The sequence below is a fragment of the Williamsia sp. Y721 genome (assembly GCF_059683565.1).
The window spans coordinates 553,285-572,400 of the sequence record NZ_JCASNH010000003.1 but is presented as its reverse complement, the minus strand read 5'-3'; the positions used below and the strand labels follow the sequence as shown (position 1 = coordinate 572,400).

Sequence of the window (19,116 nt, the reverse complement as noted above, 5' to 3'; positions counted from 1 at the left end):
GTTGACCATCAAGGTGGCACTCGAGCACCGGACCACGTACAACTTCGACAGGTTGACGAAGGTCTATCCACATGTCCTGCGGCTTCGGCCGGCGCCACATTCGCGGACCCCGATCGAGGCGTACTCGCTGAAGGTCGAGCCCGGCGACCACTTCATCAACTGGCAACAGGATGCCTTCAGCAACTACTTGGCGCGCTTGGTGTTTCCGGAACCGACAACGGTCCTGAGCTTCACGGTGGGTCTGGTCGCCGACCTCACCGCGATCAACCCGTTCGACTTCTTCATCGAGGAATGGGCCGAGAACGTCGGCTTCGAGTACCCGGAAGAACTCCGCCGCGATCTCGAGGTCTATCTGCGACCGGTGGACGAGACGGGCACGGACCCGTTGGTGGCCAAGTGGGTTGACGACCACCGTGCGTCGGGGAAGATGCGCGTCATCGACTACCTCGTCCAACTGAATTCCGCAGTCCGCGACGACGTCCGGTACACGGTGCGGCTCGAGGCCGGTGTGCAGGCACCGGAGTTCACCCTCGACAGCGGGGTCGGGTCGTGTCGCGACTCCGCGTGGTTGCTCGTTGCGATTCTGCGCCGTCTCGGTCTGGCGGCCCGTTTCGTCTCCGGCTACCTGGTCCAGTTGACGTCCGACATCAAATCGATCGACGGCCCCTCCGGCCCCGACGCCGACTTCACCGACCTGCACGCCTGGACGGAGGTCTACCTGCCCGGCGCGGGCTGGGTGGGCATGGATCCCACCTCGGGCCTGTTCGCAGGTGAAGGCCACATCCCGCTCGCCGCGACCCCACATCCGGGAGCGGCCGCACCGATCACCGGAGCCACCGGCAAATGCCATGCGGTGATGGACTTCTCGAACGAGGTCTCCCGCTTCCACGAAGATCCGCGGGTCACGCTGCCGTATTCGGGTGATCAGTGGAAGCGGATCGTCAACCTCGGTACCGATCTCGACGAGCGGATGCGCGAGGCCGACGTCCGGCTCACGATGGGCGGTGAACCGACGTTCGTCTCCCTGGACAATCAGGTCGATCCGGAGTGGCTGACCGACGCCGATGGACCCCACAAGCGTTCACTCGCATCCGATTTGGCCGATCGCGTCAAGAAGATATATGCGCCGAGCGGTTTGGTGCAGCGCGGACAGGGCAAGTGGTATCCCGGTGAACCCTTGCCGCGGTGGCAGATCGACCTGATCTGGCGCGCCGACGGAAAAGCGCTCTGGAACAATCCCGATCTGCTGGACGACCCGTGGCCCACGAAGGACGCCGCGCAGGCCACCATGGATTGGCAGGCACCGGGTGGACTCGGGCCGACCGATCCGGCAACGGCCAAGGCGCCCAAGGCATTCATCTCGGCTCTGGCACGACGTCTGCGCCTCCCGGACTCGCAGGTGATGCCCGCCTACGAAGATCCGCTGCTGCGTCTCGCCGAGTTGGTGCGGCTGCCGGCCGGTGCACCGCCGGACCCCGAAGCACAGGCCGCCGAGGCGACCGAGGACGACCTGACGCCGGACAAGGATTCGGCAGAGATTCGTAAACGCCTTCTGGCCGAGCTGGACTCGTCGGTCAGCAGTCCGACCGCCTATGTGATGCCGATCAACCGCGCCCCGGACGGTGTCGGATGGCAGAGCGCATTGTGGCGGACCCGGCGTGGCCGACTGGTCCTGAGTCCTGGCAATTCGCCTGCCGGTCTCCGACTGCCGCTGGACGCTCTCTTCTGGGAGCCGAACATGCAGTTCTTCCCGGCCGATCCCACCGCATTCGACATCGACCCGCTTGCCGATCTCGCCGCGTCGGATGAGCTGCCGCTACCGCCTGCCTCCGCGGTACCACCTGCCGCATCCGCACCGCAGATGCCTCGGACCGGAATGGCGGGGGAGCCGCTGCCCGGAGCCCGGCCGGGCACGTCCGTGGCCGAGGCAGGTGTTCCCGGAGACGGTGAACCGCTGTGGATCACCCCGGAGATGCAGAAGGCCCGCGTTGCTGCCGAAGCGAAGAAGGCCGCAGAAGCAGCAGCGGCGGCGCAATCGGAAGCAAACGCTGCGGCGCAAACGTCCTCGGAACAGCCCGATCTCATCGAACCCTCCGGCCGGTCGGTCACCGCGCTGGTGGCCGAGGAGCGAGGCGGTGTCCTGTATGTCTTCCTTCCCCCCACCCAGACCGGCGACGACTTCGCCGAGCTGGTCGGCCTGATCGAAGACAGTGCCGCCGAAGTGGGCAAGCCGGTGGTCATCGAGGGGTACGGCCCACCGTCGGATCCGCGCCTGACGTCCTTGACGATCACGCCCGACCCCGGTGTCATCGAGGTCAACATCCAGCCGACCGCGTCGTTCGTCGAACAGTCAGAACTCCTCGAAACCCTCTACGACCAGGCTCGCCGGGTCCGTCTGGGGACCGAGTCGTTCGACCTCGACGGCAGCCACGGCGGCACCGGGGGCGGCAACCACATCACACTCGGTGGCATTCGCCCGGCCGATTCACCGATGTTGCGCCGCCCAGATCTGCTGGTCTCGATGTTGACCTACTGGCAGCTGCATCCGTCACTGTCGTATCTGTTCTCGGGACGATTCATCGGCACCACCTCGCAGGCACCCCGGGTCGACGAGGGGCGGGAGAGTTCGCTCTACGAACTCGAGGTCGCCTTTGCCGAAATCGACCGCATCAGCGACGAAACTGCGGCAGGTAACACGTCCCATCACCTGCCATGGGTTGCCGACCGGGCGCTGCGCCACCTGCTGACCGACATCACCGGCAACACCCACCGGGCCGAGTTCTGCATCGACAAGCTCTACAGCCCCGACTCGACCCGCGGCAGGCTCGGTCTGCTCGAACTCCGCGGCTTCGAGATGCCGCCGCACCATCAGATGGCGATGGTGCAGTCGCTTCTCGTCCGCAGCCTGGTCTCGTGGTTCTGGGACAAGCCCTACCGGGCGCGGCTGCAACGCCACGGCGCTGATCTGCATGGCCGACATCTGTTGCCGCACTACGTGATCGATGACATCTCCAACGTCGCCGAAGATCTGCGCGATGCCGGCTACGATTTCGACACCGCCTGGCTGGCCCCGTTCACCGAGTTCCGCTTCCCGCGTCTGGGTACGGTGCACATCCGCGATGTCGAGATCGAACTACGCGGCGCGATCGAACCATGGAACGTCCTCGGCGAGGAGTCCGCGTTCGGCGGCACCGCCCGATACGTCGACTCGTCGATCGAGCGGGTACAGCTCCGGGTTCTCGGCGGAGACATGAACCGTTTCATCCTGACCTGTAACGGTGTCCCGGTCCCGTTGACGCCGACCGGCCGGGCGGGGGAGACCGTCTCCGGTATCCGCTTCCGGGCGTGGCAGCCGCCGAGTGCCCTCCACCCGACGATCACCATCGACAGCCCACTGGTCTTCGATCTCATCGACACCCACAACGGGCGGTCGGTGGGCGGCGCGACCTATCACGTGATCCATCCCGGTGGTCTGGCGTACGAACGTCCACCGGTGAACGCGGTGGAGGCCGAGTCGCGTCGCAATGGTCGTTTCGAGGCCTCCGGCCATCAGGTCGGCACCATCGACACGGCCAAGCTCCGTGAGTATCAGGCCAGGCTGGCGACCGATTCCGGTGTACCAATGATCTTGGATCTACGGCGAGCACGTACAGTCCTTCGGTGACAACGCCAAGGATCGAACCCGCCGGAGTTTTGGACCGATACCGGTCTGACTGGTACGGATTGTTTGATCTGTCGGCCATGCCAGGAACCCCGTCCGGGCCCTTCGATGAGCTGTTCGACAGCACCGGTGCCATCCGCGCCCAGTGGTCCGGCCTGATCGAGAATCTGGAGCGGATGGCCGATGCCGGGCTGCGCCAGGCCGATCAGCGGGTGCGCACCCTGATCGACGACGACGGCATCACCTACAACGCCCCGACCGGTACCTCCACGCAGCAGCGACGCTGGGAACTCGACTCTGTGCCGCTGCTGTTCGACGGCGCGCAGTGGCAGAGTCTCGAAAAGGGCATCGAGCAGCGGGCACGAGCGCTCGACGCGCTCCTGTCGGATGTGTACGCCGACCAGAGCGCGATCACCTCTGGCCTGGTGCCACCGGAGATGATCTACGGCCATCCCGGGTTCGTCCGCAAGGCCGCCCGTTTTCCGCAGGTGTGGTCACACACGCTGTTCATGCACGCCTGCGATATCGGCCGGGCGCCGAGCGGTGAGTACCTGGTCTACTCCGACCGGACCCAGGCGCCGTCCGGTGTCGGGTACGCATTGGCCGACCGGCACCTGATGTCGCGGGCATTCCCACGGCTCCTGCAGCGGTGTGTTCCGAGACCGATGTCGGCGTTTGCGGCCACGGTCCGGATCGCGGCGTTCGAATACGCCCCGCAGGGTATCGAGGAACCCACGGTTGCCGTGCTGACGCCGGGTTCGCTGTCGGAGACCGCGTTCGATCAGGCCTACCTGGCCTCGATCCTCGGTTTTCCGCTGGTCGAGGCCGCCGACTTGGTGGTCCGTGACGGCGCGGTCTACATGCGGTCGCTGGGAACCTTCAAACGACTCGATGTGATCATCAGGCGGGTCGACTCCGACTATTCAGATCCGCTCGATCTGCGTGCCGATTCCCGCCTCGGCGTCACCGGCCTGGTGGAGGCGGCGTCGCGCGGTTCGGTCACCGTCCTCAACACCCTCGGCAGCGGGGTGCTGGAGAACCCGGCGTTGCACACCGTCCTGCCCGCCATCAGCAAGCATTTCCTCGGTGAGGACCTGCTGCTCGATTCGGTGCAGACCTATTGGGCCGGAAACGATCTCGAACTCGGAAAGTTGTCGGCCGACCTGCCGTTGCTGGCCATCACGAACTTCCGGACCGGCGAAGAGTTCTCCGGACCGATGCTCAGTTCGGCCGAGATCGACACGTTGCGCGCCCGGATCGACGCCGAGCCGTGGCAGTGGGTTGGCCGTGTCCTCGAACGTTTTTCGGTTGCGCCGTCGTCCACACCGGGCCCCCACCGAGCGCGCGGTACGGGTTCGCCGCTGCGTGCTGCGCCCGTCGGCATTCGTTCGTTCAGCGTCGCGCAGGGATCGGGCTACGCGGTCCTGCCGGGCGGCCTCGGTCAGGTGCTCGCGGAGGGTGCCGCCGGGTCGGCGATGAATGCCGTTGCCGGAAAAGATGTCTGGGTGACCACCGTCGAGCCGGCTGCCGGTCAGATCCGGGTGGAGGAATCGGGCGGTGCGCCGGAACGCAGCCGGCCGATCATCGTCACCGGTGCGAGTCCCAGCGCGGTCCGCGCGAGTTCCGATCCGGTCGTCAGCTCACCTCGCGTGTTGTCCGACCTGTTCTGGTTCGGTCGCTACGGCGAGCGGGCCGAGCTGACCACGAGGATGGTCAAGGTCGGCCGCGAGCGTTACGAGGACTACCGCTACCGACCGTGGATGACGGGTACGGCGTCAATCCCGTTGTTCCTGAGCGCAATTGCGTCTGCGTCCGGAAATCGGGCGGTTCTGCAGGACACCAAGGGTTTACTCGACTTCGACAGCAGCAAACCGCCGGACCCTGACGAGGTCGAGGCCGCGACCACCCGGTTGCACATGATGACCGGAGCCCGCCGGACGCCGGGTTCGGTTGCCTTTGCGGTCGACCGTCTGCAACAGCTGGCCCGCGCGATCCGCGACCAGTTGTCGACGAGCACGTGGATGGTGCTCGGCTCCATCGACCGCGCACTGAATGAATTGGGTAGCGGACCGGCGACCGGTGCCGGCGACGACACCGAACGCGACGGTTCCGAACTCGGCCGCGCACACGACGACATCCTGCACGGCCTACTGGCCCTGGCCGGATTGCAGGCCGAATCGATGGTGCACGACCCGGGTTGGTTGTTCATGGACATCGGTCGCCGGGTGGAACGCGCGCAGATGCTGGCCGGCCTGACCTCGGCCATCCTGGTGCCGCAGTACGACTCCGATACCGAACAGGGTTTGCTGGAGGCGTACCTGTCGGCCAGCGAGTCGGTGATCATCTACCGCCGTCGCAACCGCGGTATCGTCCGGCTCAGCGCGGTGGCCGACCTGATGCTGTTCGACGAGGGCAACCCGCGGGCGATGATCTACCAGCTCCAGTCGCTGCGCGTCGACCTGAGCTCACTGCCGTCGATTGTCCGCTCCGCAGCGGCGGAGCGCATCGTCGAGGATCTGGTGGCAGAACTGCGCCGCGTCGACCCGGCGGACCTGGCCGCGATCGGTGCCGGGGGCAAGCGGGTGGAGTTGGCCGAATTGATGCGCACGCTCGACAAGGGACTGCGAGAGCTCTCGGATGTGCTCGGGCGTACCAGATTTGCCTACCCTGTCGATATGCAGCCACTCTGGGGTGCCGGATCGGAGGGGACGCTGTGAATATTGCCGACAAACGATCACTGCCCACCATCACAGATCTGGTCGAGGGAGCGCCGCGGCGGTACAAGATCACGCACCGGACCCGCTACGACTACGACGACGTGGTCAGCAGCAGCTACGGCCGCTGCCATCTGCAACCCCGCGACCTGCCGGGGCAGCGGGTGATCGACAGTGCGATCACCATCGACCCCGAGCCCTCGGACCGTTCGACCGGTGTCGACATCTACGGCAACTACGACAGTTACTTCCATGTGCGGACGCCGCATCGGCGTCTCGAGGTGACCGGTGTGTCGACGGTGGAGGTCGACCCGCTGGATCAGGAACTGCTCAACTCCGCGGCCGCCCGGGCTCCCTGGGAGTCGGCGCGACCATCCGGGCCCACCGGCGCTCGCGCGGTCGAGTTCCGCCTCGACCTGTACCCACCGGAGATCAGCGCCGCGGTCATCGACTACGCCTCGACGATCTTCACGCCCGGTGCGCCGTTGCTCGATGTCGTGGTGGAACTCACCAGCCGTATCTTCCGTGATTTCGCCTACCGTTCGGGGTCGACGGCGATCAGCACCAAGGTCGATACGGTCATGGAGCGTCGCGAGGGTGTCTGCCAGGACTTCGCGCGGGTGGCCATCGCATGTTTGCGGTCGCAGGGGCTCGCCGCCCGTTATGTTTCGGGCTACCTGGCCACCGACCCGCCGCCGGGACGGGAACGGATCTTCGGGGCCGATGCCTCGCACGCGTGGGCGGCGGTGTGGCTTCCCGGCGACCGCTGGATCGCGTTCGACCCGACCAATGACAAACTCGTCGACGAACGCCATATCACGGTCGCCTGGGGCCGCGATTACGACGATGTACCGCCGTTGAGGGGCGTCATCTACACCGAATCCCGGAAGAGTCAGATCGACGTTTCGGTGGATGTGTCCCCGGAAAATTGATGCTCATTTCCCGTGGCAGTGATTCACGTCCTACCTTTTGGGTAGGTTGTAGGGGATGACTGTTCTTGCCGATAGCCAGAAAACCGGCGCGGTGCAGGCAGCCGAGCGGCTACTTGCCGCTCGCGCCGGCGCCCCGGTGTCCTTAGCCGAACCCTATGACCTCGGTGGCAGCGGTCGTACCCAAGTCTTGCGTGTCCGAGTCGCCCAGAACCCATTTTCGGCAGATCGCACGCTGGTGATCAAGGTTCTCGGCGACGGGGAGACCGGATCTGGAGCCTCGTTCTACCGCGAGGTCGCCTCGTACAAGTACGCCAACACGCTGCCGACGGAATCGCGGCCGGGTCCGGCGCTGATCGCCTTCGATCTGGCATCGCGGGTCCTGGTGCTCTCCGACCTCGGTGACGGCCGTTCGATGACCGAATTGCTGACCACCAACGACACCGCAGCCGTCAGTGGCTCCCTGAGTGCCTGGGGCCAGGCACTTGGCCGGATGCACGCGGCCACGGTCGGCGGTGAGAACGACTTCGCAGCACTGCTCCGGCAGGGTGGCGACGGTATCGCCACAGATGCGCTGCACACTCAGTTCGCGGCCGCGGTGGCCTCGGCGCCCCGGGTCGTCACCGAGATGCTGGGGTTGGATCTGGACCCGGTCGTCCTCGCATCGCTCGAAGCCGCGCACTCCCTGTTCGGCGAAGGTGAACACCGGGCCTTCAGCCCCTCGGATGTCGGTCCCGAAAACATCCTGATCAACGGCGACGGAGTGCGGTTCCTCGACTACGAGTGGGGCGGGTTCCGCGACGCCACGCTCGACATCGCCTACGCGTTGGTGACGTTCAGCCCGTGGCTGTCGCCGAGTTCGGCGGCCGGCCGGGTTGAACTCGAAACCCTGATGCTCGATGCCTGGCGCTCCGAGGTACAGGCGATCTGGCCCAGCCTGGGTTCCGACCGGGAGCTCGCGCGCAAGACCGTCCTCGCCCGATTGGCGTGGGTGTGGCTGTCCACGATGTGGATGCTGCCGGTCGACGACGCCGACGTGGGTCGCGCCGACGAGGCCCACGGACTGGCACTGAGCACTTCGGATCCCCGCGTGATCGTGGACCGGTGGTCCGGGCTGGCCGCTGCCGCCCGTCGTGCCGCCGAGCCTGTGCTGGCCGAGTTCGCAGACTCTGTCGGTCAGGCGCTGGATTCGTCCTGGCTGCACTGACGTCGCAGCAGTTATGACCAATGAACAGGGCGGCCTTTTCGATGCCCCCGCCGCTCCGCCGGAGCTGATCACCAGCGGCCTGGCGCGGCCGGCCACCAGTGCGCCGCTTGCCGTCCGGATGCGACCACAAACGCTCGAAGAGATCGTCGGACAAGAGCATCTACTCGAAGCGGGATCTCCGCTACGACGACTGATCGACGGTTCCGGTGCGGCCTCGGTGCTGCTGTTCGGTCCGCCGGGCACCGGCAAGACGACCATGGCAGCACTGATCTCGACCGCCGCCGGTGGCCGCTTCGAAGCGCTCTCGGCGTTGTCGTCCGGTGTGAAAGAAGTCCGCGCGGTGATCGATTCCGCGCGTCGACGGCTCATCGGCGGTACCCAGACCGTGCTGTTCATCGACGAGGTCCACCGGTTCTCCAAGACTCAGCAGGACGCGCTGCTCGACGCCGTGGAGAACAGGATTGTGCTGTTGGTCGCCGCGACGACCGAGAATCCGTCGTTCTCGGTGGTGGCGCCGTTGCTGTCGCGATCGCTGGTCCTGCAACTGCGTTCGCTGGGCAATGCCGACATCCGGAAGCTGTTGGTGCGGGCCGCCGCCGATCCCCGTGGACTCGGCGGTGCGGTCACGATCGACGACGACGCACTCGACCACCTGGAGAAGATCTCCGGCGGTGATGCGCGGCGCGGCCTGACCGCTCTCGAGGCGGCCGCCGACGCGGTCCTGTCCGATACCGGTGCCGACCCCGACCGGCCTGCCGTGCTCACGCTGGCCTACGTCGAATCCGCGGTTGATCGCGCCGCGGTGCGGTACGACCGCGGGGGTGATCAGCATTACGACGTCACCAGCGCCTTCATCAAGTCGATCCGGGGTTCGGATGTGGATGCGGCGCTGCACTATCTGGCCCGGATGATCAGCGCGGGGGAGGACCCCCGATTCATCGCCCGCCGACTGGTCGTACACGCCTCTGAAGACATCGGGATGGCCGACCCGACGGCGTTGCAGACGGCAACGGCCGCCGCGCAGGCCGTGCAGCTGATCGGCATGCCCGAGGCCCGGCTTGCATTGGCGCAGGCGACAATTCACCTCGCGACCGCACCCAAGTCGGCGGCGGTGATCACCGCCATCGGCGCGGCCATCGCCGACGTCGAAGGTGGGAAGGCAGGCACTGTTCCACCGCATCTGCGCGATGGCCACTATGCCGGTGCCGCGAAGCTCGGCAACGCGGTCGGCTACCGGTATCCACACGACGCCCCGGACGGTGTGTTGCGGCAGCAGTATCCGCCGGACGAGCTGGTCGGCGTCGACTACTACGAGCCAACCGACCGTGGTCGGGAACGCGATATCGGGGTGCGCCTCGGGCGCCTGCGCAACATCATCCGCGGGCGTCGCTGACGCCGGAGCCGGGTTTGTCTGGTCTGGAGGGTGCGACTCCGGCGTGGCCTTGCCAGTAGTGTGGGTTAGTCACGTTCTAATAAACGGATGTCGATTCGCCTGGAACCAGGTGCAGTCACGGAGTATGGGCCTGGACAACCAGGTGGAGTCACAGAGTGAGGACAGTCAGTGCAGACGCATGAGATCAGGAAGCGGTTCCTGGATCACTTCATCAAGGCCGGACACGTCGAGGTGCCGAGTGCGTCCCTGATCCTCGAGGATCCGAATCTGCTCTTCGTCAATGCCGGCATGGTGCCGTTCAAGCCGTACTTCCTCGGCGAGCAGACCCCGCCGTATGTGCGGGCCACCAGCATCCAGAAGTGTGTTCGTACCCTCGACATCGAGGAAGTGGGCATCACCACCCGGCACAACACGTTCTTCCAGATGGCGGGCAACTTCTCGTTCGGCGACTACTTCAAGCGCGAAGCGATTCATTTCGCCTGGACGCTGCTGACCAACTCTGTCGACGACGGTGGTTACGGCATCGACCCGACTCGCCTGTGGCCAACCGTCTATCTCGACGACGACGAGGCCGCCGCGATCTGGCATGAGGAGATCGGTGTGCCCGCCGAGCGGATCCAGCGCCGCGGCATGAAAGACAACTACTGGTCGATGGGTGTCCCCGGACCCTGTGGTCCGAGCTCGGAGATCTTCTACGACCGTGGCCCCGATTACGGCGTCGAGGGTGGACCCGAGGCCGACGAGGATCGCTACATCGAGATCTGGAACCTGGTCTTCATGCAGAACCAGCGGGGTCCCGGTGGTGGCAAGGACGGCTACGAGATCCTCGGACCGCTGCCGAAGAAGAACATCGACACGGGTATGGGCATCGAGCGCGTCGCCTGCATCCTGCAGGGCGTCGAGAACGTCTACGAAACCGATCTGCTGGCACCGGTCATCGGGGTCGCCGAGCGTCTGACCGGCCGCACCTACGGAGCCGATCCCGCCGACTCGGTCCGGTTCCGCGTCATCGCCGACCACGCCCGCACCGCGGTGATGTTGATCGCCGACGGGATCACACCAGGCAACGACGGGCGCGGCTACGTGTTGCGTCGACTGCTGCGGCGAATCGTCCGTTCGGCCCGGCTCCTCGGTGCCACCGACGCCACGATGAAACAGTTTGTCGATGCCGTCATCGACACGATGACAGCGTCGTATCCCGAACTCGCCGATCAGCGTGCCCGCATCGTGAGCACCTCGGTCGGTGAGGAAGACGCCTTCCTCAAGACCCTGACCGCCGGATCACGACTGTTCGACGAGGCCGCCGCGACCACGAAGTCCTCCGGCGCCACCCGGATCAGCGGCAGCGACGCATTCGCGCTGCACGACACCTATGGTTTCCCGATCGACCTCACGCTGGAGATGGCCGCCGAGGCCGGACTCTCGGTGGACGAGGCCGGGTTCAAAGAACTGATGACCGAGCAGCGACAGCGCGCGAAAGCCGACGCGACCGCTCGTAAGGCGGGTCACGCGGATCTCAGTGTGTACCGCGAGTTCCTCGATCGTGGACCGACCGTGTTCACCGGATTCGACGAACTCAATTCGGAGTCAAAGGTTTTGGGTCTGGTCGCCGACGGGCAGCGCGTGCGCAGCGCGTTCGCCGGTCAGGAGATCGAGGTGATCCTGGACCGCAGCCCGCTCTACGCCGAGGCCGGTGGCCAGATCGCCGACATCGGAACCATCACCACGTCGTCGGGCCTGCGCCTGACGGTCAAAGACGTTCAGAAGGTCGGTAAGTCGGTCTGGCTGCATCGCGCCGTCATCGAAGAGGGCGAAATTGCCGAGGGTGACGAAGTCCTCACCCAGGTCGATGCCGCCTGGCGTCATGGCGCCACCCAGGGCCACTCCGGTACCCACCTCGTGGGAGCCGCGTTGCGCCAGGTGCTCGGACCGACCGCAACACAGGCGGGTTCACTCAACCGGCCGGGCTACCTGCGATTCGACTTCGCATCGCAGGGCGCGCTGACCGAGGCGCAGCGAGGCGAGATCGAAGAGATCACCAACGCTGCGGTCGAGGCGAATTACCCGGTCAACACCTTTGAAACCGGTATCGACGATGCCAAGGCGATGGGCGCGCTGGCGCTCTTCGGTGAGAACTACGGTGACGTCGTCCGAGTGGTCGAGATGGGTGGACCGTTCTCGATGGAACTGTGCGGCGGAACCCACGTAGGTTCGTCGGCGCAGGTCGGCCCGGTCACACTGCTCGGTGAGTCGTCGGTCGGTTCGGGTGTGCGACGGGTCGAGGCCTACGTCGGGCTCGACTCCTACCGCTACCTGGCCAAGGAACGCGCACTGCTCGCCGGACTGGCCACGTCACTGAAGGTGCCGAGTGACCAGGTACCCGGACGGGTCGAGTCGCTCGTCACCAAACTAAAAGAAGCCGAAAAGCAGATCGAGAAGATGCGCGCCGACGCGGCGAAGGCATCAGTCGGTTCGCTGATCGACGATGCGACGCGTGTCGGTGACGTGTTGGTGGTTGCCGGAAAGCTCGACGGCATGGACGCCGGTGACCTGCGGACACTGGCCGCAGATCTGCGTGGACGCGTGGGCTCGGACAACGCCGTGGTGGTGCTGTTCTCCGCATCGGGCGACAAGGTGCCGTTCGCCGTGGCGACCACCGCTGCAGCCCGCGACGCCGGGATCAAGGCCGGCGACCTGGTTCGCGAACTCGCGCCGCTGGTCTCGGGTCGGGGAGGCGGAAAGCCGGACCTGGCGCAGGGTTCAGGTACCGACGCCGCAGGTATCGATTCGGCTCTTGTTCGGCTGCGTGAACTGGTCGGCTCGGCTCGATGACGCTGACGCCGCGAGGGCGCCGGATCGCCATCGACGTCGGCAGCGTTCGGATCGGAGTGGCCTCGTGCGATCCCGACGGGATCCTGGCCACGCCGGTCGAGACAGTCGCCCGCACGCCCAAAGGTGACGGCGATTTGCGGCGACTCGCCGAAATAGTCGCCGAATACGAGGCTGTGGGCGTTATCGTCGGACTGCCGAAAACGTTGCGCGATGAGCACGGTCATGCGGCCGCCCTCGCCACCGACTTCGGCGACGCGCTGGCCAGGCGCATTTCGCCGGTGCCGGTGATGTACTCCGATGAGCGTTTGACCACGGTGACCGCGCAACAAGCACTACGTTCGTCCGGTGTTCGGGCGAAGTCCCAGAAATCTGTGATCGATCAGGCAGCTGCCACCGCGATCCTCCAGAACTGGCTGGATCTGCAGGCAAGTCAGGAAGGCCGCGGGTGAGTGACGACGGATCCGACAACCATCGGGCGCAAGCAGAACCGGGGCGCCGTCGCCGGCGCGCGGACACCCCCTACGACCCCGATCGCCTGAAGTACTTCACCCAGGGAAACGGCGCGACACCGGGCCGCAGACGCGGGCCCGAGGTGATCCCGCCGCGCGATCCGGCAGCAGGTCGTCGCACACCACCGCCACCGCCGCCACCTCCGCGGGCGGCGCCGCCGCGGCGGGCGAGCGCGCCACCACCAGAAGCCCTGTGGGAGCCCCACCCCGGACCCCAGCAACCCCCGTCGCAACCGTTCCCGCGACAGCAATCGCCATCGCAGCCGATACCGCGACAGCAACCCCCGTCGCAGCCGATACCGCGACAGCGGCCTGCCGAGGCCACACATCCACCCGCCTACGACCCCGATCCCAGGCATGACGTGCGGGCGCCCTACGTCGACCCGGGTCGTACCGAGCACATCCGCCGCGAAGAGACGGCCCGTGTCCGCTCACCCAAGCGCACCGCCGCGGCGGCAGCGCGTCGCAAGAAGCGCAGACTGATCGTGATCTCGGCCGCGGTCGTCTTCATGCTGGCCCTGGTCGGTGGCATCGGTTATGCCGGACTACGCGTTGTCGGATTCTTCGGTACCGAGGACAAAGACTTCACGAACGTGGCAGGTACCTCGGACGTCCTCGTGTCGATCCCGCAGGATGCGACGCTGACCCAGTTCGGAGAGATCCTCGAAGAAAACGACGTGGTCGGCAGCGTCAACGCCTTCACGCTCGCGGCCGACGACCAGCCGATATCGGCCGGTTACTACAAACTGCGCACCGAGATCCCGGCCAGTACCGCGGTGACGATGCTGACGAACATGGACAACCGGGTCGGCCGGGTGGTCATCCCGGAGGGTCTGCAGCTCGACTCCAAGGACGGCATCGACGGCAAGACCACCGCGGGCATCTTCGCCCGGGTTGCCGAGGCCACCACCGTCGACCTCAATGGCGTGACGGAGGGCTCCACGGTCGAGGATCTGGCCCAGGCCGCGGCGACCGCCACTCCACAAGAACTCGGTGTACCCGAGTGGGCTGTGGACGCGGTGTCGGCGCTTGATGGCGATCATCGCCGCATCGAGGGTCTGATCGCGCCGACGTCGTGGGAGATGATCGATCCCGGCCTCACCCCGGTGCAGATGCTGAACTATCTGATCTCGCGCAGCGCAGATCTGTTCGCGCAGTGGGGGCTGCCCGCATCGGGCATCTCGTCGACGGGCCTGAACCCGTACCAGACGTTGGTCTCGGCCTCGATCGTCGAACGTGAGGTCAACACCGCCGAGGACTACCCGAAGGTGGCCAGGGTCATCGCCAATCGGCTCGGCGTCGACCAGGCCCTGCAGATGGATTCGACGGTCAACTACACCTCCGCCATCCAGAACATCGATGTTGCCGGTGACGATTTCGTGGCGCCCACGAAGTGGAACACCTATCAGCAGAAGGGTTTACCGGTCACCCCGATCGGTGCGGTCGGCCAGCCCGCATTGCTGGCCGCGATAGAACCGCCGGTCGGGAACTGGTTGTACTTCGTCACAGTCGATCAGCAGGGGACCACTCTGTTCACCGAGGACTACGAGCAGCACAAGCGCAACCGCCAACAGGCTTGCGACAACTCGATTCTCCAGACCAACTGCTGATGGCAGAACCTGGCAGAGCTGCCGCGATCCTGGGATCGCCGGTAGCGCACTCGAAGTCGCCCGCGTTGCATCTGGCGGCGTATCGGGCGTTGGGTCTTGTCGACTGGACCTACGAGCGCATCGAGTGCACCGCGGAGCAACTCCCATCGCTGGTCTCCGGGATGGATGAGAAGTACATCGGGTTCTCGGTGACGATGCCCGGCAAACGGGCCGCGCTGGAGTTCGCCGACCACCGCACCGACCGTGCGATTGCCGTGGGCTCGGCCAACACGCTGGTCCGGGTCGCAGGTGGCTGGCGCGCGGACTGCACCGACATCGACGGTGCGGCGGCAGCCCTGGCCGAACTCGAGATCGACCAGGCGCCGACGAGACACGCCGTGGTCGTCGGAGCGGGTGGAACTGCCGCACCGGTCCTGGCGGCGCTTGCCGGTGCCGGTGTCGGCGAGGTGAGCATCGTCGCCCGTAGCCGCGCCCGGGCCGCGGAGGTGCTGGCCGTGGCCGACGCGCTGGGCCTGGCCACCGACATCCTGCCGTTCGAACCGACTCCGGAACTCGCAGATCGTGCCGCCACCGCCGCAGTGGTGGTCAACACGGTTCCGGCCGCTGCCGCCGAGCCGCTGACCCGGGCGCTGGCACCGGCAGCGCGATTGTTCGACGTGATCTACAGCCCCTGGCCGACCCCGCTGGCCGCCGCGGTGAGCGAATCCGGTGGCGCCGTGGTCGGGGGACTGGTGATGCTCCTGAATCAGGCGCTGGGACAGGTCGAACAGTTTACCGGCATGAAGGCGCCACTGGACGTGATGGCCGCCGCGCTCGACTGAATCGGCCCACACAACAGATTCGTCCACAGAGGCGGTGCCCATCCACAATCGGGCTACCGGTGGCCCCGACAGCGGGTGCGGCTGCGCGAGGGTGGGTGAATGCAGCTTGTTGTCGGGATCATGGGGTTCTGGTTCGTGGCGCTGGCCGGGGCCGACGTGCGGACCCGCCGGCTGCCGAACAGTGCCGTCCTGCCCGGTGTGCTCGGGGCCGTCGCCGGCACGATCATCACCCCGGACGCTGTCGCCGGCCTGCTGACGGCCGGTGGCATCTACCTGATCGCGTTCTGGTTCGGAGGCTGCGGCGGGGGTGATGTGAAGCTGGCCGTGGTGGTCGGCGCGATGGCCGGTTCTGTCGCCACAGCAACGGTCTTGGTGTTGCTCGCTCAGGTGCTGACGCTCGGACAGGTTCTGATCTGCCATGCCGGTGACAGTCGTTCGCGCGATACGGCACACGGACCGGCGCTGTGTGCGTCTGCGGCGCTCTGCTGTGGCATCTGGTAACGGCAGGGCATCTGGTAGCGGCAGGCATTTGGTGACGGCCGGGGATCTGGTGACACCACGTGTTGATGGGCGTGGAACAATTGGGAACTGTGTTGCGCTGGAGTACTGCCGGAGAATCCCATGGTCCCGCACTGGTAGCCGTCCTGGAAGGGATGGTGGCCGGTGTCGAGGTGACCTCGTCGCAGGTTGCTGACCAATTGGCCCGCCGCCGTCTGGGTTATGGACGGGGTGCGCGGATGAAGTTCGAGGCCGACCAGGTCACCCTGGTCGGTGGTGTCCGCCACGGTTTGACGATGGGCGGCCCGGTCGCCATCGAGATCGGCAACACCGAATGGCCCAAGTGGGAGACCGTGATGTCCGCCGATCCGGTCCCCGCCGAAGAACTCGAAGGCGTTGCGCGAAACGCGCCGCTGACCCGGCCGCGGCCCGGCCACGCCGATTACTCCGGCATGTTGAAGTACGGCTTCGACGATGCCCGTCCGGTCCTGGAACGGGCCAGCGCCCGTGAGACCGCTGCCCGCGTGGCGATCGGGACGGTCGCCCGCAACTTCCTGCGTCAGGTCCTCGGTATCGAGGTGCTCTCGCACGTGATCTCCATCGGTGCCTCGGACCCCTATCTCGGTGCCGCCCCGGTGTACTCCGACCTCGAGCAGATCGACGCCAGCCCGGTTCGGGCCTACTCGACCGCGGCCGAGGCGTCGATGATCGCCGAGATCGAAGCGGCAAAACGCGATGGTGACACCCTCGGCGGTGTTGTCGAGGTGGTCGCCACGGGTGTGCCCGTGGGGCTGGGCTCGCACGTCAGTGGCGATCGTCGTCTCGATTCGCGGTTGGCCGGTGCGCTGATGGGTATCCAGGCCATCAAGGGTGTCGAGGTCGGCGACGGATTCGAGACCGCCCGTCGTCGCGGCAGCGCCGCACACGACGAGATGATTCCCGGTCCCGGTGGCGCGGTGCGTTCGACCAACCGTGCCGGTGGGCTCGAAGGCGGCATGACCAACGGTGAATCCCTCCGGGTCCGGGCCGCGATGAAGCCCATTTCTACAGTGCCGAAGGCGCTTTCGACCATGGACATGACCACCGGTGAACAGGCCACGGCCATCCACCAGCGTTCGGACGTCTGTGCAGTTCCGGCGGCGGGCGTTGTCGCCGAGTCGATGGTGGCACTGGTGCTCGCGCAGGCAGCCCTTGAGAAGTTCGGCGGCGATTCGGCCGTCGAGACCGGGGACAACCTTGCCGGCTACCTCAAGCGTGTGGCCGCACATCTGCCTTCGTCGTGACGGGGTCGACCGGCCCGCGGGTGGTGCTCATCGGCTTCATGGGCTCGGGCAAGACCACGGTCGGACAACAACTCGCGCGCGTCCTGGGTTGCGAGTGGAAAGACAGCGACGCCGAGATCGAGCGACGGAGCGGCCGGACCATCCCGGAAATCTTCACCGACGGTGAAGAGGCATTCCGTGAGTACGAACGCGAGGTCGTCGCCGATCTGCTGCGCACCCACACCGGTGTGCTGTCGCTGGGCGGCGGCGCCGTCCTGACGGCGGCCACCCGCGAGCTGCTCGTCGGACATTCGGTCGTCTACCTCAGAGTCGATGCCGAACAAGGTTTTTCGCGGGTCGCGAACTCCAGCCGGCCGCTGCTGAAAGTGGACAACCCGAAGCAGGGGTATCGAGACCTGCTGGCACAACGAGATTCGATCTATCAGGACGCCGCCACAATCGTGGTGGATGCGCACCCGCACCAGCGTGTGGTCGCCGACGAGATCATCACCCAACTGACCGAGCAGGAGGCCACCAAGTGACCGAGCAAGCCGCACCCATCCGCGTACCGGTGAACAGTGAGAGCCCCTACGAGGTCATCATCGGCCGCGGACTGCTGACCGAGCTGGTCGAAGCTGCCGCCGGCGCCGATTCGGTGGCGATCCTGTACCAGCCGTCCCTCGCCGAGACCGCAGAGGTCATCCGGAAGACGCTGGACGAGAACAACTTCAACGCGCACCGCATCGAGATCCCCGATGCCGAGGCAGGCAAAGAACTGTCGGTTGCCTCGTTCTGCTGGGAGGTCTTCGGCCGGATCGGGATGAAGCGCAACGACGTCGTGGTGTCCCTCGGCGGGGGCGCGGCAACCGATCTGTCCGGGTTCGTCGCCGCCACCTGGATGCGCGGGATCCCGGTCGTCCACGTCCCGACCACACTGCTGGCGATGGTCGACGCCGCGGTGGGCGGCAAGACCGGCATCAACACCGAGGCAGGCAAGAACCTCGTCGGGTCGTTCCACGAACCGCGGGCCGTACTCATCGACATCGCGACACTGGAAACCGTGCCGCGCAACGAGATCATCGCCGGCATGGCCGAGGTCATCAAGACCGGTTTCATCGCCGACCCGGCGATCCTGGACCTGATCGAAGCGGATCCGCAGGCCGCCCTCGACCCGACCGGCCCGGTGCTGCCCGAACTGATCGAACGGTCCGTGCGCGTCAAGGCCGAGGTGGTTGCGGCAGATCTACGGGAATCGTCGCTGCGCGAGATCCTCAACTACGGTCACACCCTCGGCCACGCCATCGAGCGCCGTGAGAAGTACCGCTGGCGTCACGGTGCCGCCGTGTCGGTGGGACTGATCTATGCCGCCGAACTCGGCAGGCTGGCCGGACGTCTCGACGACGCCACCGCCGACCGGCACCGCAGCGTGCTCGAGAGTGTCGGACTTCCGGTCGGATACGACGCCGATGCCTTGCCCGATCTGCTCAAGGGCATGGCGGGGGACAAGAAGAACCGTTCGGGCATGTTGCGATTCGTGGTCCTCGACGGCCTGGCCAAGCCGGGACGTCTGGAAGCCCCCGATCCGGCTCTGCTCGCGGCGGCATACTCCGCAGTCGCCAAGGACGAGCCGACCAACGGTTCGGTACTGCTCTAGCCCCAACCCACAAACGCTCCGGATAT

Annotated in this window: 13 protein-coding genes; all 13 read left to right on the top strand. The window is 66.3% G+C overall.

From position 1 onward, the window contains the following. The first annotated feature begins 1 nt into the window (after position 1). The 13 genes from AC56PL_RS17330 to aroB all read left to right on the top strand — a co-directional run bounded on the left by AC56PL_RS17330 (position 2) and on the right by aroB (position 19,090). Entirely contained in the window at positions 2-3,664 is a 3,663-nt protein-coding gene (locus AC56PL_RS17330; RefSeq protein ID WP_497154600.1) for a transglutaminase family protein, read from the top strand. Between the two features lie 77 nt (positions 3,665-3,741). After that, a complete protein-coding gene (locus tag AC56PL_RS17325) occupies positions 3,742-6,378 on the top strand; it encodes a circularly permuted type 2 ATP-grasp protein (RefSeq protein WP_497154842.1) in 2,637 nt (878 codons plus the stop codon). Further along, positions 6,375-7,307 (top strand): transglutaminase family protein, encoded by a 933-nt coding sequence (locus tag AC56PL_RS17320; protein WP_497154599.1) that lies wholly within the window; start codon positions 6,375-6,377, stop codon positions 7,305-7,307. The genes AC56PL_RS17325 and AC56PL_RS17320 overlap by 4 nt, the downstream gene beginning before the upstream one ends. A 55-nt stretch (positions 7,308-7,362) precedes the next feature. After that, positions 7,363-8,511 (top strand): phosphotransferase family protein, encoded by a 1,149-nt coding sequence (locus tag AC56PL_RS17315; RefSeq protein WP_497154598.1) that lies wholly within the window; start codon positions 7,363-7,365, stop codon positions 8,509-8,511. Between the two features lie 13 nt (positions 8,512-8,524). Beyond that, positions 8,525-9,904: an AAA family ATPase gene (locus AC56PL_RS17310; protein ID WP_495516573.1), complete on the top strand. Its 1,380-nt coding sequence runs from the start codon at positions 8,525-8,527 to the stop codon at positions 9,902-9,904. 168 nt (positions 9,905-10,072) lie between these two features. After that, positions 10,073-12,736, top strand: coding sequence for an alanine--tRNA ligase (gene alaS / locus AC56PL_RS17305; RefSeq protein ID WP_495516572.1), 2,664 nt, complete (start codon positions 10,073-10,075; stop codon positions 12,734-12,736). Further along, positions 12,733-13,185: a Holliday junction resolvase RuvX gene (gene ruvX, locus AC56PL_RS17300; RefSeq protein ID WP_495516571.1), complete on the top strand. Its 453-nt coding sequence runs from the start codon at positions 12,733-12,735 to the stop codon at positions 13,183-13,185. The genes alaS and ruvX overlap by 4 nt, the downstream gene beginning before the upstream one ends. Next, the gene (mltG, locus tag AC56PL_RS17295; RefSeq protein ID WP_497154597.1) at positions 13,182-14,855 is read left to right on the top strand and encodes an endolytic transglycosylase MltG; all 1,674 of its coding nucleotides are present in this window, start codon (positions 13,182-13,184) and stop codon (positions 14,853-14,855) included. The genes ruvX and mltG overlap by 4 nt, the downstream gene beginning before the upstream one ends. After that, entirely contained in the window at positions 14,855-15,676 is an 822-nt protein-coding gene (locus AC56PL_RS17290) for a shikimate dehydrogenase (RefSeq protein ID WP_497154596.1), read from the top strand. Before mltG ends, AC56PL_RS17290 begins: the two co-directional genes overlap by 1 nt. Positions 15,677-15,775: 99 nt before the next feature. Continuing rightward, positions 15,776-16,177 carry a prepilin peptidase gene (locus tag AC56PL_RS17285; protein WP_497154595.1) on the top strand — a complete coding sequence of 134 codons (402 nt, stop codon included), beginning with the start codon at positions 15,776-15,778 and terminating at the stop codon, positions 16,175-16,177. Positions 16,178-16,248: 71 nt separating this feature from the next. Continuing rightward, positions 16,249-17,457 carry a chorismate synthase gene (gene aroC / locus AC56PL_RS17280; protein WP_497154841.1) on the top strand — a complete coding sequence of 403 codons (1,209 nt, stop codon included), beginning with the start codon at positions 16,249-16,251 and terminating at the stop codon, positions 17,455-17,457. After that, a complete protein-coding gene (locus tag AC56PL_RS17275; protein ID WP_497154594.1) occupies positions 17,454-17,978 on the top strand; it encodes a shikimate kinase in 525 nt (174 codons plus the stop codon). Before aroC ends, AC56PL_RS17275 begins: the two co-directional genes overlap by 4 nt. After that, the gene (aroB, locus tag AC56PL_RS17270; protein ID WP_495516566.1) at positions 17,975-19,090 is read left to right on the top strand and encodes a 3-dehydroquinate synthase; all 1,116 of its coding nucleotides are present in this window, start codon (positions 17,975-17,977) and stop codon (positions 19,088-19,090) included. The genes AC56PL_RS17275 and aroB overlap by 4 nt, the downstream gene beginning before the upstream one ends. Positions 19,091-19,116 lie beyond the last annotated feature (26 nt).